This is a genomic window from Corynebacterium sp. HMSC29G08, assembly GCF_001806875.1.
In the GTDB taxonomy this organism is placed as follows: domain Bacteria; phylum Actinomycetota; class Actinomycetes; order Mycobacteriales; family Mycobacteriaceae; genus Corynebacterium.
In genome coordinates this window covers 1-17,756 of sequence record NZ_KV786282.1, presented here as the reverse complement: position 1 = coordinate 17,756, position 17,756 = coordinate 1, and the positions used below count along the sequence as shown (strand labels likewise).

The following is a 17,756-nucleotide window of genomic DNA, read 5'->3' as shown; positions in this document are numbered from 1 at the left end:
TTGATGGTGTCTACTTTTCGGGGGTCGGGCCCGAAACCACATCGCCGCTAAACACTCTTGGGCTGAGACTTCTGTGTGCTGACCTTTGGCTATATGGCTGGAGTGAGTGAAAATCGGCAGTTATTTGGTTGGGCGTTTAAGTTGCATTACACTTAGCCGAGGTCTGGAGACGTGCCAGAGCGGCCGAATGGGGCTCCCTGCTAAGGAGTTGCCCTCTTTGCGGAGGGCCGCAGGTTCAAATCCTGTCGTCTCCGCCATGCGCCCGTAGCTCAACGGATAGAGCATCTGACTACGGATCAGAAGGTTGGGGGTTCGAATCCCTCCGGGCGCACCAATCAAAACCCTGGGTGACCGGGGTTATCTTTATCCCGAAATCTTTCATCGCCCCCCCAGCGGCTGCACTGACAAATTTGACGGGCCCCACCATGGCACCTGGGCTTTTGGCGGTCAGCGCTAGGCGCCGATTTGTGTCAAATTTGTCAGAATCCCAATACCGTGACAGTTGTAAGCACCAGAGTGGTGCCTACTTGCCGTCGCGCGGCACGCACGTGGCCACAGCGATAGCCGCCGCGATAGCCAGGATCACGCCAACCACGCCACCGGCTGCGGTAGAAGCGTCTTGCGGCTGAATGCCGAAGTTACGCGCCGCATCTTCAATAGCCTGGGAGAATTGGGCGGAGAGATCTTCAAAACCTGGGATGGCTGCTGCCTGTGCGAGTGCTACCGGGACAGCCAGCAGGAGTGGAACGCCAATGCCAGCGAGCGATGCAACACAGCGTGGATCCGAAAGGCTGCTAGGTGCGCCGGAGCTTGGATCCTCGCCCGCACCAGGGGCTTCGGTGCTGGTAGCCGTGGTAGTCGGCGCGGCAGTGGTCGGCTCAACAGTCGTAGTAGGCGCGGCAGTGGTTGGCTCAACAGGCTTCGTAGGCTCCGGCGCGGCAGTAGTAGCCGGCGTTGTGGTGCCACCACCAGTGCCACCACCGATCAAGCCGCCAAGGATGTTGCCAAGGTCAGGTGCGCCAACGATTCCGCCAAGCAGTGTGCCAACTGTGCCTGCGATACCGTTGGCAACGTCGGTGGCTGAGGTTTGCGGGTTGCGGGCGTTGATGCGCAGTTTGGCGTCGAAAGTGTCGGAGCTGGTGGTAACTTTCACCGGCAGTTCGATGAAACCTTCGATGAAAGTGGCTGGCGGCTTGATGGTTACTGTGCCGCCTTCAACGGTCACGCCCCAGCCCGGTGGGGGTGCAACGGTGCCCTTAGTAATGTTGACGCCTTCCGGCAGCGTGAACTCCGTCAGCGGTTTGGGTGCGGCAGACTTTCCAAAGTCGATGTCGTAGGTCTTGAGCAGCTGATCTTCCCAGGTTTGCGTGGTGCGTGCGTCAACCACGTTGACTTTCAAAGTGGTGGTGTAGCTTGTGCCATTTTCCGGTGTGACCTTGACCCGGATGTTGTGCTCACCGGCGCGAAACGCGGCTGGTGACTGTGGTCGGATGAGTACCAAGGTGCCGTTGTCGTTGCGGAAGTGCCAGTTGAAGATGGTGTCGGTGGTTGCAGCGATCGTGGTGCCCGGTGCCAACTCAAGGCCTTCAACAACTGCTTCGTCCACGCCCCAGAAGTTGGCGGTGGTGTAGCGCTGAGCAAATGCGTCAGCAGTTTGGGCGTGCGCGACGGGCAGGAGCGGGGTAGTGCCCTCGGGGGCGACCACCAGGGGTGCCACGAGTGCGAAGGACAGGACGCCAGCGGCAAGTGTGACGCGGCGTGAGCGAATAGAGCGAGCCATATGTGAACCCTCCGGTAACTGGGATAGCGTACGAGACGCGTAAAAACTATTGGAAAAAACTACTAGGTAGTATCGCAGAGGTTCAAAATATTCATACAGGGGGCTGAACGGGGGCAAGGAGAGGGTGACTATGGCAGTCGACGCGGATGAGGCGATCTACGAGCTGGAAAAGGCGCTTGGCAAGAACCTGAGCACTGACCTTGACGCGGCCGAGCTTGAGCACATGCAAGTCTCGCTTGAAGACGTCCCGTTGCGCCAGGTCATCGAGCTGATCGAGCGTCAGCCGTCCTCCCGTGGCGCTGTGCTGTTGCGCTTGCTGCCGCCGCAGCGTGCCACCGCAGTCTTTGACGCGCTTGACCCGGCCCACCAGGCTGACCTGGTTGAGGCCCTGTCTGATGAGTCCGTGACCAGTCTGTTCGCCGCGCTTGGCGCGGAGGACCGCGTGCAGCTGCTGGATAACCTGCCGGCAGAGATCGCAGACCGTGTCATGTCCGGCCTGGATGATCAGGAGCGTGAAAGCACCAACGCGCTGCTTGGTTATGAGAAGGGCACTGTTGGTCGCCATATGTCCCCGGACGTGTTGGCGGTGGGGGCGGGGGAGGGGGTTGGCGTGGTCGTCGATAAGCTAAAAGCCCAGGCTGCTGACCTGGAGACGATCTACCTGCTGCCTGTTGTGGATGATGATCTGATGCTGGTCGGTGTGGCCGAACTGAAGGACCTGTTTGTCACCAACGCCACCACCATCGGCGATGTCATGCGTGAGCCCGTCTGGGCCGAGGCGACCGATAGTGCGGAGGACACGGCGCGTTGGCTGCTGGCCACCACCAATATTGCGGTGCCGGTGGTTGATGCGGACAAGCGTCTGGTTGGCGTATTTACCTATGACGAGGCGCACGATGTGATCGAGGACGCCGACAGTGAGGACACTGCCCGCCAGGGTGGTGCCGAGGCGCTGCGCCGCCCATACCTGTCCACGCCGGTGCGCGAACTGTTCCGCTCCCGCATCGTGTGGCTGTTAGTACTGGCGGTCTCCGCGATCCTGACAGTCCAGGTTCTCGACGTCTTCGAGGAGACAATCGCGCAGGTCACCGTCCTTTCCCTCTTCATCCCGCTGCTCACCGGCACTGGCGGCAACACTGGCAACCAGGCAGCCACCACCGTCACAAGGGCTTTGGCTCTTAACGACGTCCGCACGCGCGACATCCTCTCCGTCATGTGGCGCGAAGTCCGCGTCGGCCTGATGCTGGGCCTCGTTCTGGGCACGCTGGGTTTGGCGTTGGGCTGGGTGGTCTTTGGCAGCGACATTGGCATCATCATCGGCGCAACCCTGCTGAGTATCTGCACCATGTCCGCAACTGTGGGTGGTTGCATGCCGATTCTGGCTAAGACCATCGGCGCGGACCCGGCGGTGTTTTCTAACCCATTTATCTCCACGTTTTGTGATGCCACTGGCCTGATTATCTACTTCCTCATTGCGAAATCCGTGTTGGGGCTGTAGCTGCTTTCGCCTTTGAGCTGTGGTTTTGGTGCTTTCCTGTAACGGGTGTAATGTTTTAGCACGTTGCAAGCGCCCGTAGCTCAACGGATAGAGCATCTGACTACGGATCAGAAGGTTGGGGGTTCGAATCCCTCCGGGCGCACCAACCGAAAACCCTGGGTAACCAGGGCTTTTCTGTTTTCGGCAACACTGCAGTTTACGGGTTGAGATACTTCTGTGACACAAGTACATTGAGATGTGGCTTTCTGGGCCGTACTCGAGCGCGCCCAAAATCTACGAGAGGTACCCATGAAAAACTCCAGGAACACCCGTGTTGCGGGTATTGCTTTGGCAGCTGCCGTTGCCGGAACGTTTGCGTTGACCCCAGTGCAGTCACAGGCGGCGGTTAAGCCGAATGACATTGCGCGTGGTCTGAACCAGCTGAATTCCATGCTGGATCGCAATCTTGACCAGGTTGGTGCGGCGGTGACTAAGCGCGTTCGCCCTGGCAGTGGTTCGGTTAAGGCGCGCTACTCTTCGGGCGGCTGGACGTACACGGCTGTCGCCTACAACCCGGGTGCTGACCGTGTCTACGGCATTTCTACTGGTGAGGACGGCAAGCCAGCCGGCCACCTGCTACGCATTAAGCCGGATATTCATGAGCTGGCGGACCTCGGCCCGCTCGATTTGCGCGGTATTAATACGAAGGACGTTACCTCTGCGTCCATCACCCCGACGGGTACGTTGGTGCTGTTCTCGGGCGCGGAGTTCCGCACGATTGACCTGTCTAAGGACGATCTGACTAACTCCCTGTTTTCTGACAAGATCACGGACGCTCGAGCGCTGGCCGTGAAGTCCGGCAAGCTGTCTATGCCGTCGAACGTCAGTGATATTGGTGCTCCGGGTGCCTGGGCTTCCGGTATGGACCCGGAGAAGACGTACGAGTTGTACGCGGTTTCCCGTGATCGTGACCGCATGTACAAGTGGACGCTGGATACGAAGACCGGCAAGGTGACGGTTGACCCGCTGACCATCCGCCCGGGCTTTAGCTTGGATGGCATTGAGGATCTGAACTACGCCTACACCAAGAATGACGGCACGTTTGTGTTCGCGGATGACGCGGCGAAGAGCATTGAGGTGCGTGGCACTGAAATTGTTGCGTCGTACTTTGGCAACACGGTGGTGGATAACTTCCGTGAGCTGGCCTACTTGCCCTCTGGTGCGGGCTACAAGCCGGTGACGCAGTTTGCGAAGCCGGATCCGTTGCCAGGCGAGTATGCGCGTGATGCTGCAGCACCTTCGTCCAGGGTGAATGCTGCTGAGGTTGTGCGTGATCTGGAGCGGATCGGTGACGCCGCAAGCAACGTTGCTAACGCTGTTGACAAGGCGAAGGCTTCGACGACGGCGACTGTGGTAGGCGAAGCGGCTGAGCCGACTCCGTCTGAAACTCAGGCCGATCTTGAGCCCCTGCGTAACGACGCCAACGTGCTCTCCTCCGACGCCCGCGAAACTACTCCGGTGACGGTCACAAGCACGGCTACTCCAGCTGAGAGCCGTGATGTGCTGTTCACTGTGGTGGACAAGGACGGCTACGCCGTTTCCAATGCCGAGATCGAGATCGCGGGTACGGACATTTCCGGCAAGACGGACAAGAACGGGCAGAAGTCCCTGACCCTTCCGGGGGAGGACGTCGTCGCCTACGTCGGAGACGAACCTTACGTGGTTGACGCTGGTGAAACGCGTATGCGTGTAACCGTCCTGGAGGATGCCGAGGGCACTGAAGCAGAGTCGGGCGACGCAAGCGCTAAGCCCGCCGATCTGACCGACGCCGTGACTCAGGACGTGGATGTGCTAGTGACTGACAAGCACCATCAAGGGGTAGCGGGTGCGGTTATTTCTGCGCCGTCTGCCCTTCCTGGGTGGGAACTCAAGACTGACCAAGGCGGTCTTGTGACGATTCAGAAGTCGGTTCTTGAGAAGACGACAACCTTCACCGTTGCTTACGGCGGCTCCTTTAAGGAGTTCACTGTTGACCCGGCGAGGGAGGAGCAGACGGTTCGTTTGCGCGATCTGACCGTGACGTCGGCGACGTCTTCTAGCACGACCACCAAAGAAACCAAGGAAAACACTGAGCGAAAAACTGTGACGATTGGTGTCACCGTGGAGACTGAGGGCGGTGACCCAGTTCAGAACGCTGAGGTCTACAGCGTGCACGGTTTGGACATCCAGGTTGATGGCCTGACAAATGAGGATGGTCTTGTCATGGTTACCATCCCGGGCAACGTGGGCAACGGCGATGAGGTCATGCTCGGTGTCCGTACCGCTCCGGATGGCTATGACACTGTGCGCAAAAACGTCTCCCGTAAGAGCGACGGTGTGACGTTGAAGCTGCCGAAGAGCAAGTCCACCACCACCAAAACCACGAAGAACACGCCGGAGCAGGTGCTGGACGTGATCAAGCAGGTAGAACCGCTGGTGGCTGCGCTTGCTGGCCCGGCGGCGTTGGGTGCTGGTTTGAGCAAACGCGGTACCACGACGAAGTCCACGACGTCTGCACGGTCGACCACGCTGAACGGCAAGGTGTCCACTGGCCGCACGACAACCGCGGCAAAGTCGACGTCGAAGAATAGTGCGAAGTCCACGTCCAAGTCGACCTCGAAGTCCACGTCCAAGAGCACGACGAGCACCCGTGACGGTGATCTTGCGGATACCGGTACCCCGATGACCACCGTCATCACGCTGGGTATCCTCGCGATGCTGATTGGTGGGGCGTATGTGGCGATGGGTAGGCGTCGGGAAGCATAAGCCCCGAAACTAGAACACCTCGACCCGCCCGCCGAGGGACTCGATCTGCTTCAGCTGCTTCACCCAGCCAGGGCCACCCGGGTGCACCCGCATCACCGGGCGTGAAGAGATAGCAACCGGGGACACGGACTCGCGGCGCGCACCTGAGCGCGCATTCATACGCACGTGCGCGCGGTAGCCGGACTCCGCCAGCCACTCCATCGTCGGATTCTTAGACGCAAGCCCCTCGCGGGCGCGAACCAGCAGATCAATGTACTCATCTAGCACTTTCACCAGCGGCTGCGCGTTGGTCTCACACATGTTGCGCACCAGGGAGGGCTGCGTGCCGGCCACACGTGTCGCGCCCTTGAAGGAGCCAGCGGCTAGCGACTGCGCCAGCGTGTAGCCGTGATCCCCAACAATGGATAAGGCTTCTGCCATCACGTGCGGCAGGTGCGATACGCGGGCGACGGCCTCGTCGTGCGCCTCCGCAGAGACCGGCACGGCCTCCGCGCCGACAAGCGCAACCATGCGGCACACGTCCGCAAAAAGATCCGCCCACTCCTGCGGCAGGCGCTCAGCGCCCTCTAGGCACTCCACGGCGTAGTCATACGTCACCACCCACGCCGCACGGGCAAACAACCCGGTCTGGGAGGCGTTCCAGCCGGACGCCTCTGTACCGGCCATTGGGTGGCCGCCAACGTAGCGCTCAAGCATGTCGCGCTCACGTACCAGGGCGTAGACCGGTGCTTTGACAGACACGACGTCAGTAATGCCGCAGCTGGGTGCCCATTGGGCGATGGCGTCGAGGATCTGCGCGACAACGTCGAAAGGCACGGCAATCACGATGAGGGCGCCTGCCTCCTCGGCGCGTTGTAACACGGCCTCAAGGTCCACGATCACGTCGAAGCCGTCTGTGGCAGCTTGGCGTGCGCCTGCGTTGGAGTGCGTGTAACCAAAAGTGGGGTGGTTGCGCGCGGCAAGGTCTCGCATCAGGGAGCCGCCGATGAGGCCGTTGCCAAGAATGCACACAGGTCGCAGTTGGGTCATGGACCATGAGTTTAATCCCCTGTTGTAACCGCCGCGTGCCGACTACGCTGTTGAAACCATGAGCCACTCTTTCAGTGAGGGCTATGCCCTTACCGTCGCAAGGACGGATTCTGGCTGGTCAGTGCGCCGGTTCAGGGATAATTTTGAACATATCTCAACGTCTATCGACGCAGTGCGGGCCCTGCGCAGTGAGGGCCCGGCGTTCGCGCTTTTGAATGTGGAGGATGAGTACCTGCTCATTGTCCGCCCCGGCCCGAGCAGTGTGCGGGTCCTGCTTAGTGATGCCACGATGGCCGTCGACGACGACTTCGCCGCAGACGCCCTGGAGGAGGCCGGTTTTGAGATCCCTGACATTGACATTGATCTGCTCGATGACACCGAGGCGTGGGCTGACGGCAACTTCGACATCCTCGCTGACCTTGGCCTTTCTGAGCAGATGATGAGCATTTTGCTTGACGACGATCCGGCGCCCCACGACCTTGCGCTCACCATCGCCGAGGACCTGGACTTCGCCGACGAGTTTCTCCATGCTGCCGAAAAGTAGAGCGGGAGCCGCAAAATCCGCGCAGGCGCGGATGCGTGAGGCTATCGCCATAGCCCAAACGACTCCGGAGGGGGATGTGCCCGTGGGGGCAATTGTCTACGGGCCCGGTGGGGAAGTGGTGGGGGTGGGGACGAATCGTCGATTAGCAAACTGCGATCCAACAGCTCATGCGGAAGTGGAAGCGATCCGGCAGGCTGCCAGGAACCTGGGAACGTGGCGGCTGGACGGGTGCGAGCTGGTGGTCACGTTGGAGCCGTGCACGATGTGCGCCGGGGCAATCCTCGGAGCGCGGGTATCCTCGCTGGTCTTTGGTGCTTTTGAACCGAAGACGGGGGCGGTAGGAAGCGTGCTCGACGCGCTCCGAGATCCGCGGCACCTGCACACCGTAGAAGTGCGCGGCGGGGTGTTGGAGGCAGAGACTAGCCAGCTGATGAGCACGTTCTTCAACGGGTTACGTGACTGAATTGTTATGGCGCCACTGCTGGGAGTGTGCCTAAGGTTGGAAGTGTTATTGACCAAAGGAACGAAAGGAATAGCACCATGGCTTTGGAAGGCAAGGGTGACCAGATCAAGGGCAACATCAAGGAAGGCCTCGGCGAGCTGACCGATAACGACAACCTCAAGAACGAGGGCAAGGCTGACAGCCTGGTCGGCAACGTCAAGGAGACCGTGGCTAACGCTGGCGACGCTATTAAGGACAAGGCCAGCGAGGTCGCCGCGAAGGTGGAGGACAAGGCTAACGAGGTTGCCGCGAAGGTAGAAGACAAGCGCGAGGAGCGCGAGGCAGAGAACAACTAGTCCCTGCTTGGCGTGGTGAATTTGGCCACGCGGGTACGCAACCGTTACGCTAGCTTGCGGTAGCGTGTCCGAGCGGCCGAAGGTACTCGCCTCGAAAGCGAGTGAGGGTAAAACCTCCGCGGGTTCAAATCCCGCCGCTACCGCCACTAAACTTTTTAACCGGCATCACCTGCAAGGCAGGCGGTGCCGGTTTTTTAAACAGAATCCAAGTTCGCACTCCTAGTCCGAGGATGGAAACCCATTGGCGAAGCTGCTGTACAAGCTGGGGCGCTGGTCCTACCTGAATAAGTGGAAGGTGATCATCGCCTGGCTGCTCATCTTGGCTGCTTCTGCCGGTGCGGCGTTTACGCTTTCAAAGCCGTTCACCTCAAACTTTGCCATTGATGGCACTCCGGCGATTGAAGCGCTGGGCACCATGGAGCGCAACTTCCCCGGCGGCGGCAACGTAGCCACAGCCCCGGGTGTGAACTTGGTGTTTGCCGCGCCGGAGGGGGAGCAGCTGACGGACCCCGCGTATATGGCGGCGATGGATGAGGTGATCACCCATATTGATGAGCATCTTGTTGTCCGCGGCACGGAGCGTTTTGGCAACCCGGTGCTGGTGAATCAAAAGCTGCAGGAGACCATTGTTGGTCAGATGACGCAGATGGGGCTGCCGGAAGAGGCTGCCCAACAAGATGCGTACAACCTGCGCTTAGTGTCTGATGATGGCCGGATTGGCTATGCCACCTTTGAGTTTGATGCGGAGTCGAACTTTGAGGTCACGGAAGAAGACCGTCAGATTGTGGCTGACGCGATGGACATTGGCCGCGCGGCCGGCCTGCAGGTGGAGGCTGGCGGCGCTGGTTACGGTGATCCGATTGAGGTCAACACCACCTCAGAGCTGATCGGTATCGGCGTGGCGTTTTTGGTGCTGCTGATTACGTTCGGCTCGTTCGCGGCGTCCACCATGCCGATCGTGTCCGCGATTGTGGGGGTGGGTATCGGCGCGTTGGCCATTTTGACCACCACGCATTGGGTGGAGCTCAATGACGTCACCCCAGTGCTGGCCGTGATGATTGGCCTTGCGGTGGGTATTGATTACTCACTGTTTATCCTTTCGCGTTACCGCCAGGAGCGTAAGACTCGCCGCGGCCCGGATGCGGCCGGTATGGCGGTGGGCACGGCGGGCAGTTCCGTGGTGTTCGCTGGCGCCACGGTGTTTGTAGCGCTGGTTGCGCTGGTGCTTGCTGGCATTGAGTTCTTGTCTTGGATGGGGGTTGCAGCGGCCTTTACGGTGTTCGTCTCCGTGCTGGTGGCGTTGATCATGCTGCCGGCGCTGCTTGGTGCGTGGGGCAACAAGGCGTTTGCCGGGCGCATTCCAAAGATTGCGGGCGAGCACCTGCACGAGCGTTCCATGGGCCGCAACTGGGTGAATTTTGTGCGCCGTTTCCCGGCGCTGGTGATGGCTGTGGTGGTGTTGACGCTTGGTGCGATGTCCGCCCCGGTGTTGGGGCTGCAGATGGCGTTGCCGTCTGACTCCACCTCCAACCTAGACACCACGCAGCGCAAGTCCGCGGACTTGATGGCCGAAGGCTTTGGCCCCGGCGTGAACGCCCCGCTGTTGTTGGTGGTGGACGCCCACGGGGTGAGCCCGGATGCGGAGATCCTGCAGCCGTACATGGCGGCGATGCCGGATGAGGCGGGTGGCCGCGCGCAGAAGGCGGCGCTGGCTAGCTTCCTCTACGCCGCGCAGGAGGCGAACAGCGTCAGCGGTGTGGTGCACGCGCAGTTGGTGAATGTGAATGAGGATTTCACTGCCGCGCAGATCATGGCCATTCCTGACGGCGGCCCTGAGGAGGAGTACACGCTGAAGGTGGCGCATGGCCTGCGGGAGAACAACCAGCAGGTTGAGGACGCTACTGGCGTTGACATCGGCTTGACGGGTCTGACTGCGGTGCAGATGGACATCACCGAGGAGCTTGCCAAGGCGATGCCGCTGTACCTGGCCATTGTGGTTGGTTTGGCCATTGTGTTGCTGATGGTGGTGTTCCGCTCTATCTTGGTTCCGCTGGTTGCTGGTCTGGGTTTCTTGCTCTCCGTCGGCGCTGCGTTCGGCCTGACGGTCCTGGTGTGGCAAGACGGGCTGTGGGACCTGGTAAACACGCCGACGCCGATCCTGTCGTTCTTGCCTATCTTCATGATCGGCGTGACCTTCGGTTTGGCCATGGATTATCAGGTGTTCCTAGTCACCCGCATGCGGGAGCATTATTTGCACCTTGTGCGCAACAAGGAGCCTCATGCTTATCGACGCGCCGTAGTCCACTCCACCGTCGAAGGCTTCGCCCAGGGTGCGCGTGTGGTCACTGCGGCGGCGATCATCATGATCGCGGTATTCGTGGCATTCATCAACCAGCCGTTGCCGTTTATTCAGATTTTCGGCTTCGCTCTGGGTGTCGCTGTCTTGTTTGATGCCTTCTTTGTACGTATGGCGTTGGTGCCGGCGACGATGTTCTTGATGGGCCCGTCCACGTGGTGGATGCCGAAGTGGCTGGACAAGGTGCTGCCGGAAGTGGATGTGGAGGGCACTGAGCTGGAAGAGCTTGAGCCTGAGCTGGAAGGAGCTGCGCGATGAAAGAATTCGAACTGACTACGGAGCTGTACAACGAGCCGGGCAAGCATGGCCGCACGGGCGTAATCCACACCCCGCACGGTGATATTCAGACGCCGGCGTTTATTCCGGTTGCCACGAAGGCGACGGTGAAGACGCTGACGCCGGAGCAGATTCGTTCCACTGGCGCGCAGGCGATTTTGTCCAACGCTTACCACCTGTACCTGCAGCCGGGTCCGGACATTGTGGATGAGGCTGGCGGCGTGGCTGCCTTTGAAAACTGGCATGGGCCGACCTATACGGACTCGGGTGGTTTCCAGGTGATGAGCTTGGGCGTGGGCTTTAAGAAGGTCCTGGCCATGGATACCGCAGGGCTTGTGGAGGGCGATATCCGCGCAGCAAACAAGGACCGCATGGCGCGCGTTGATGATGACGGGGTGGACTTCAAATCATTCATCGACGGTTCCTCCCACCGCTTCACGCCTGAGGTGTCGATGCAGATTCAGCACCAGCTGGGTGCGGACATCATGTTTGCCTTTGATGAGCTGACCACGCTTGTGGATACGCGTGAGTACCAGGAGCATTCGGTTGAGCGCACGCGTCGGTGGGCGAAGCGCTGCCTGGACGAGCATCACCGGCTCACTGAGCTGCGTACGCACCGCCCGAAGCAGTCGTTGTGGGGGGTTGTGCAGGGTGCGCAGTATGAGGATTTGCGCAGGCAAGCAACGCGCGGCCTGCTGGAGCTGGACCATAAGGCACGTGAGGCCGGTCGCCGTGGGTTTGGTGGCTTCGGCATCGGTGGCGCGTTGGAGAAGGAAAACCTGGGCACGATTGTTGGTTGGGTGACTGATGAGTTGCCGGTGGACAAGCCGCGCCACTTGCTGGGGATTTCTGAGCCGGATGACATCTTCACCGCTGTTGAGGCTGGTGCGGACACCTTTGACTGTGTGGCGCCGACCCGCCTGGGTCGCCGTGGCGGCGTGTACACCTTGGACGGGCGCCTGAACCTGATGGGTGCTCGCTTCAAGCGCGACTTCTCCGGCGTGGATGAGGAGTTCGGCGGCTACGTGTCTGAGAATTACTCGCGCGCCTACATCCACCACTTGCTCAAGGCGAAGGAGTTCTTGGCAGGCACGCTGTGCACCATGCACAACGTGGAGTTCATGGTCCGTCTGGTGGACAACATCCGCGCTGCCATTGATAACGGCAACTATGAGGCGTTCCGGGACGAATTCTTGGGCCGCTACTACGCGGGTAAGCAGAAGTAGGGACACTATGTTCCAAGGGGCAGCCGGCAGGTATGCACCGAGTCCGAGTGGGGATTTGCACTTTGGCAATCTGCGTACGGCGGTGTTGGCGTGGTTGTTCGCGCGCCAGTCGGGCCGCAATTTTTACATGCGGGTGGAGGATGTTGATTCGGAGCGTTCCAGCGAAGAATCAGCGAAGCGCCAGCTAGAGGACCTTGCCGCAATCGGTATTGAGTGGGATGAGCCGGTGCTGTACCAGCACGATCGCGGTGAGGCCTACGCGCAGGCGCTGGCCGCGCTGCCCACCTATGAGTGTTATTGCACGCGCCGGGACATCCGGGAGGCCGCGTCCGCACCGCATGCCCAGCCCGGCATGTACCCCGGCACCTGCAGGGATCTTCCGGAGGATCTTCGTGCTTTACAACGCCAAACGCTCTCCGCCGAAGGCCGCCTCCCCGCAATTCGCCTGCGTGCCAAGGTCCGCGAGTGGACCGTGCGCGACTTCTACCATGGGGAGTTCACGGGCCCGGTGGATGACGTGATTTTGCGCCGCGGCGGACGCATAGATCAGGCGCAGGCGGGGGACTGGGCGTACAATCTGGCGGTGGTTGTGGATGACGGTTTCCAGGGCGTCGACCAAGTTGTGCGCGGTGATGACCTGCTGTTTTCTGCGCCTGCCCAGGCTTATTTAGCCTCCTTATTGGGATATGAGGAACCTGAGTATGTGCACGTGCCGCTGGTGGTCAACGCTGGGGATAAGCGTCTGGCAAAGCGGGACGGGGCGGTGACGTTGCGCGAGATGGCGTCGATAAGCGGAGTGCAGGGGGTGATTCGCGCGCTTGCGGATTCCATCGATGCAGACTCTGCTGACCTGCTAGGGAGCTTCGATCCTGCGCGGCTGCCGCGGGCGCCGTGGGTATGGCGTTGAAAATAATTCCAGATAACACTTGCAAAAGTCTAAGAATTTTCGCATAGTGAAGTAATCCATGAAAGTTCAGGGGTTTCCAACTTTCCCGTGAGATAAGTTCAAGGACATTTATGAAACCGCAAGGAATTGCAAAGAAAACAGTCTCTGGGGTGGTGGCTTTTGCCCTTGGGGCGTCGGTCGTCCTAACTCCACAGGCAAACGCGCTGCCGGCGCAGTTCACAAGCCCTCCGGGGGTAACAACAAACCCGCAGCAGGGCGCATGCACGGTTGCGCTGGCCATCAACACAACGTCCGTGTCGCCCGGCCGTGCGTTCGTGCAAGGCCAAAGTGGTGTGACTGTCGGCGTTGGTCTAGACAGGGACAACAAGCAGTTCACCCCGTGGGTCACCCTTGACCCTCAGGGCGAGCGAATCTTCAACTCTGCAACGGCGAACATCACTGTTGCGAATGAGTCTCAGAAGCCTGTGACCCACTCCTACAACGTAAAGACGCTGGGCAAGGGAAAGCACCAGGCAGGCGTGCTGGATAACGGTGAGAATGCATCGTTTAACGTCACCGATCTCGCTCCGACGGACGCTGGGCAATTCTCCCTTGCACAGGGGATCAACCAGGTGGCCCGTGCACAACTTGGCGTAGATGCTGAAGCATCCAAGGCTCAGACGTGGGCGTGGCAGGTGTCCTCTCCGACGGTAGTGGCGCAGGAGCGTACCCGTGTCAGCCCCGAGATTGTGGTTGATGTCGCACCGTGGCCGATGGAGTCGGAAGACTGTGCACCGCTCACCCCATCTGACAAGAAGTCCCAACCGATTATTGCGGACGGTGCGGAGTACAACACCGGCATCACCGTCGCCAACGGTTCTCAGTCTGACTACGCACGTCTGACCGGCAACGTTTCCATCGCTGGCAACAAGGTCAACGGCGCCAAGGTGCGCGTGGATGCCTCCGGCAAGGTCTTCGTTACCCTGCCAAAGGGCGCCACCGGTGCTGAGGACAACAACAAGCCCGCCAAGGTTGACGTTGAGCTGCTTGCGCAGCCGCGTGAAGCAACCAAGAAATCGAAGTATGAGTCCTACAACAAGGCGCAAGTGCTGCGCGTAGTGGACAACCACGGCGTGGTCAATGAAAAGTCGGCGCTGTTTACCGGCTCTGTCCCGGTGCAGAAGTTTGCCCCAGCGTACAACTCGCCGAACATGGTCAGGCCAGGCCAGTCCATCAACGTGACGCTGAAGACCCAGCCGGGCAACGTGCGTGGCAAGGCAGTTGGCGCTACCTACGCCGTGACCAACGCGCCGAACGGCTGGACCGCGAAGCCGGCCAAGGACGGCACGCTGAACGTCACCGCGCCTAAGGGTGCCAAGCACGGCGATACGGCAACGTTCACTGTGAAGGTGACCTACGCTGACGGTTCTGCCGACACCATCACCACGGACGTGAAGGTGCAAGACATCAACGCGAATGTCTACACCCCGGGCTATGGCGAGGTCTACGGCAAGGTCAACACTGAGGTCAGCCTCGAGCAGAACAACAAGCAGCTGCCGAAGAACACCACCTTCACCATCACTCCGAACCAGGATCTGGGCGATTGGGTACCGAAGGTTGATGGCACAACCGGCAAGATCACCGTCACCATCCCGGGCTCTGCGAACCCGGGTGATCAGAAGACGATTCTGGTTGACGCGAAGTACCCGGATAACTCCGTGGATAGCAACGTCCCGGGTAAGGTCATCGTCTTGAATGAGCCGAGCTACGGCGAGGTCACCGGCAAGCCGGGTGAGAACGTTGAGCTGAACCACACCGGTAAGGTTGTTGGCGGCTCCACCTTCACCATCACCCCGAACCAGGATCTAGGCGATTGGGCACCGAAGGTTGATGGCACAACCGGCAAAATCACCGTCACCATCCCGGGCTCCGCGACGGATGGGGACGAGAAGATCATCAGCATTGATGTCAAGGACCCGAAGTCCGGCAAGAACGACACGGTTGACGCGAAGGTCATTGTGAAGGATGACCAGAAGCAGCCGGAGGTACCGTCCACGCCGGCACCGAAAGACAACACCATTGTGATTGTTGTGCCAAAAGGCCCAGACTCCAAAGTTGAGATCGGTGAAAACCCCATCATCCCGGATGGCAGCACCCCGCCAGTGGTCACCCCTGGCACAGGCAATATCACCCTCACCATCCCGAACGACGTGAAGCCGGGCACCAAGATCACCATCCCCGTGGTTATCACCAATCCGGACGGGTCGAAGGAAACTAGGGAAATCACCGTTGAGGTTCCTGACTTCCCGAAGGCTAACGGCAATAGCAACGGCGGCAACGTGCTCATTGTCAACCCGGGTGGGGGCGATGGTGGCCTGAAGCTTCCAGAGGGCTGGACTTACACCAAGCAGGGCGACAACATCATCATTAACGTTCCTGGCGGCACTAAGCCGGGTGACTACAACATCACCGTCCCAGGTCCGAACAACACCAACGTTGATGTGAAGGTCACGGTGCCAAGCACCGGCCAGGCCGGCAGCCAGGGTTCCAGCGACGCGCTGAACAAGTGTGTGGAAAACGCGATCGCCTCCCCGCTGTTCTACCTGCTGCCGGTTGGCCTCCTGGCTGCTGCCGCAGGCAACCTTGCTGCCCCGTACATGGCCGAGGTGAACAACCAGCTCAACTCGCTGGCACGTCAGTTCAACGCGGACATCAACTTCAACTTCGGTGTTGGTGAGAACGCTTGGAACTCGAACAACTTCAGCCAGTTCGGTGAAATCGGTCGCCAGTTCGCGGCGTTTATGAATGACCCGAACATGCGCGAGCTCGGCATGATCGCAATCGGCCTTGTGGGCGCACTTGCAACCGCCGGCCTGCTGTATGACTGGTGTACGCATGAGCCTGGTGAAGCTGTGACGTCCGTCGGCTCCGCCAAGGGCGAGGGATCTTCCCAGGAGAACGCTGAGGAAACGGCTTCCGCCGAGGAGTAGTTTCAGCGCCCATTAAGGCAGAGGCGTGTGCGAGGTCTTCGGACTTGGCGCACGCCTTTTGGTTTTAGGCGTTGGGCGTCGTGAAGCCGAAGCCTCTGCGTCAGGTCAGAGACGTGCCTGGGGTGACGAGGGAGTGGGGTTGAAGATATAGCGGCTGGCGGCGCTGATGAGGGTGCTGCTGCCGGGAATCTTCAGTGACTCGGCCACGGTCGGCGCCGAGCATGCTGCGGGCGTCCCCGAGCTGGCGGGAGCCGCCTTTCCAAAACTCCACGTCGCGGTACGTGCGCAGGTCCATGACGGTAAGCCCCACCAGGTCGCCGAAGGTGAATGTGCGGTAAATGTGGCCTTCAGCGGATGGTTCGGTGGTGCGCACGGGCATCCATTCGTAGTAGGCGCGGATTGCCGCGTCACGACGCTCAATGAAGTCCCCCTCTTCCGCCTGATGGTTATCGGCGCCTTCGGCCCAGAAGTTGTTGGCTACTTCGTGGTCGTCCCACACCACGATCCACGGCATCGCGGTGTGCGCGGCGGATAAACGTACGACGAGAAACGCGTGTCACGCCAACATGGTCAGTGACACGCGTTCATATCGCCACCGCAAGAGGCGGTGTTTGTGCAGGTTTCGCCCCAAATTCAACGGGCGTTTAGCTGCGGTTGCTTATGTGGTGGACATTCGGTGGCCTACTCGTTGGTGGCGCGGTTGGACAGCGCAGCGTCGATACGCAGAAGGCCCGAACCATCGGTGCCAACAAGCTCAAGCTGATCCACAATCTCACCAACCGTGGACTCCTCCTGAATCTGCTCCTCCAGGAACCAGTTCAGCAGAGCGCGTGAACCGAGATCGCCCACCTCATCCGCGATGCGCGTGATTTCGCGGATCTGCTCGGAGACCTTCTTCTCGTGTGCCAGTGCCGCGCGGAATGCGTCGAGCGGGCTGTTGATCTCCGGTGCATCGATCGTGATGTCGTGCGGCTTGACGCGCTCACCACGGTCAATGAGGTGCTGTGCGAACTTCTGCGCGTGGTCGCACTCCTCCTGTGCCTGGGCGGCAAACCAGTTGCACAGGCCCGGGAAGGACAATGCGTCCATCTCGTTTGCCAGGTAGCGGTAGATGTAAGCCGCACGGTATTCTTCGGTGACCTGCTGGGTCATTGCTTCTTTGAGCTTTTCGTTAACCATGCCTTGAAATTGTAGTTGATTGCGTCGGGGATAGGTAGTGGGGAAATTAGCCACAATCTCAATAGAAAACAGCCCCATCGGAGCGCTTGAACCTGTGCTGAGAGCTCTGACATGGCAGGAGTTCCCTCCGCTAGGAAAACAAGGAGTCTTGCACGGCGCTTCGGAAAAAATGGCCTGTTTTTCTTATTGGGGTCGGGTGTCGAGTAGTTCTGCTGGGTCGTAGTTTTCCGACCAACCGTAGGCATCTTCTGGGTCGGGGAAGGGTGGTTCGGAAAAATCGGGTTCTTTTGGCAACGGTTCCGGTAACACCGCTTTGATTGGGAAAATCAGGCCGTATTCTTCTTCCAACGCTGCGATTTGTGCATCGGCGAGCTCCAGGTTGTGGTGTTGGTCAAAATCGTCCAGGATTT

The 17,756-nt window shown here is 59.9% G+C and carries 12 protein-coding genes, 4 tRNA genes and 2 pseudogenes; 13 read left to right on the top strand and 5 right to left on the bottom strand.

Going from position 1 to position 17,756, the window contains the following annotated elements; translation table 11 throughout:
• Positions 1-165 precede the first annotated feature (165 nt).
• Positions 166-257, top strand: a tRNA-Ser gene (locus HMPREF3101_RS11510).
• A 1-nt stretch (position 258) separates the two neighbouring features.
• A tRNA-Arg gene (locus HMPREF3101_RS11505) sits at positions 259-334 on the top strand.
• Positions 335-523: 189 nt separating this feature from the next.
• On the opposite strand, the gene HMPREF3101_RS11500 is transcribed toward HMPREF3101_RS11505, so the two are convergent.
• Complete coding sequence (locus HMPREF3101_RS11500) at positions 524-1,780, bottom strand: hypothetical protein (protein WP_070465838.1); 1,257 nt, start codon at positions 1,778-1,780, stop codon at positions 524-526.
• 130 nt (positions 1,781-1,910) lie between these two features.
• On the opposite strand from HMPREF3101_RS11500, the gene mgtE reads away from it, so the two are divergent.
• The 3 genes from mgtE (at position 1,911) to HMPREF3101_RS11485 (ending at position 6,062) form a co-directional block, all read left to right on the top strand.
• Positions 1,911-3,278, top strand: a complete 1,368-nt coding sequence (gene mgtE / locus HMPREF3101_RS11495; protein WP_070465835.1) for a magnesium transporter — start codon at positions 1,911-1,913, stop codon at positions 3,276-3,278.
• A 69-nt stretch (positions 3,279-3,347) separates the two neighbouring features.
• Positions 3,348-3,423 (top strand) — tRNA-Arg (locus HMPREF3101_RS11490).
• A 143-nt stretch (positions 3,424-3,566) separates the two neighbouring features.
• On the top strand, positions 3,567-6,062 hold the full coding sequence (locus HMPREF3101_RS11485) for a PhoU domain-containing protein (protein ID WP_070465832.1): 2,496 nt from the start codon (positions 3,567-3,569) through the stop codon (positions 6,060-6,062).
• Positions 6,063-6,071: 9 nt separating this feature from the next.
• On the opposite strand, the gene HMPREF3101_RS11480 is transcribed toward HMPREF3101_RS11485, so the two are convergent.
• Positions 6,072-7,091, bottom strand: a complete 1,020-nt coding sequence (locus HMPREF3101_RS11480; protein WP_070465829.1) for a prephenate dehydrogenase — start codon at positions 7,089-7,091, stop codon at positions 6,072-6,074.
• Positions 7,092-7,149: 58 nt separating this feature from the next.
• Between HMPREF3101_RS11480 and HMPREF3101_RS11475 the strand changes: the two genes are divergently transcribed.
• The 8 genes from HMPREF3101_RS11475 to HMPREF3101_RS11440 all read left to right on the top strand — a co-directional run bounded on the left by HMPREF3101_RS11475 (position 7,150) and on the right by HMPREF3101_RS11440 (position 16,167).
• A complete protein-coding gene (locus HMPREF3101_RS11475) occupies positions 7,150-7,635 on the top strand; it encodes a tRNA adenosine deaminase-associated protein (RefSeq protein WP_070465826.1) in 486 nt (161 codons plus the stop codon).
• Positions 7,619-8,098 carry a nucleoside deaminase gene (locus HMPREF3101_RS11470; protein WP_070465822.1) on the top strand — a complete coding sequence of 160 codons (480 nt, stop codon included), beginning with the start codon at positions 7,619-7,621 and terminating at the stop codon, positions 8,096-8,098. The genes HMPREF3101_RS11475 and HMPREF3101_RS11470 overlap by 17 nt, the downstream gene beginning before the upstream one ends.
• Positions 8,099-8,175: 77 nt before the next feature.
• Positions 8,176-8,433 carry a CsbD family protein gene (locus tag HMPREF3101_RS11465; RefSeq protein WP_070465819.1) on the top strand — a complete coding sequence of 86 codons (258 nt, stop codon included), beginning with the start codon at positions 8,176-8,178 and terminating at the stop codon, positions 8,431-8,433.
• Between the two features lie 58 nt (positions 8,434-8,491).
• A tRNA-Ser gene (locus HMPREF3101_RS11460) sits at positions 8,492-8,579 on the top strand.
• Positions 8,580-8,674: 95 nt separating this feature from the next.
• Positions 8,675-11,047 (top strand): MMPL family transporter, encoded by a 2,373-nt coding sequence (locus tag HMPREF3101_RS11455; protein ID WP_070465816.1) that lies wholly within the window; start codon positions 8,675-8,677, stop codon positions 11,045-11,047.
• Complete coding sequence (gene tgt, locus HMPREF3101_RS11450; RefSeq protein WP_070465813.1) at positions 11,044-12,291, top strand: tRNA guanosine(34) transglycosylase Tgt; 1,248 nt, start codon at positions 11,044-11,046, stop codon at positions 12,289-12,291. The genes HMPREF3101_RS11455 and tgt overlap by 4 nt, the downstream gene beginning before the upstream one ends.
• A gap of 7 nt (positions 12,292-12,298) precedes the next feature.
• Positions 12,299-13,198 (top strand): tRNA glutamyl-Q(34) synthetase GluQRS, encoded by a 900-nt coding sequence (gene gluQRS / locus HMPREF3101_RS11445; protein WP_070465806.1) that lies wholly within the window; start codon positions 12,299-12,301, stop codon positions 13,196-13,198.
• 110 nt (positions 13,199-13,308) lie between these two features.
• A complete protein-coding gene (locus HMPREF3101_RS11440) occupies positions 13,309-16,167 on the top strand; it encodes a YPDG domain-containing protein (protein ID WP_141737458.1) in 2,859 nt (952 codons plus the stop codon).
• 100 nt (positions 16,168-16,267) lie between these two features.
• Here the strand turns inward: HMPREF3101_RS11440 and HMPREF3101_RS11435 are convergent.
• From HMPREF3101_RS11435 to HMPREF3101_RS12215, 3 genes and pseudogenes are all read right to left on the bottom strand, one after another.
• Positions 16,268-16,690: pseudogene (locus HMPREF3101_RS11435) on the bottom strand (alkaline phosphatase D family protein); the annotation flags it as partial.
• Positions 16,691-16,848: 158 nt separating this feature from the next.
• Entirely contained in the window at positions 16,849-17,346 is a 498-nt protein-coding gene (locus tag HMPREF3101_RS11430) for a ferritin (protein ID WP_070465843.1), read from the bottom strand.
• 183 nt (positions 17,347-17,529) lie between these two features.
• Positions 17,530-17,756, bottom strand: a pseudogene (locus HMPREF3101_RS12215) (hypothetical protein); the annotation flags it as partial.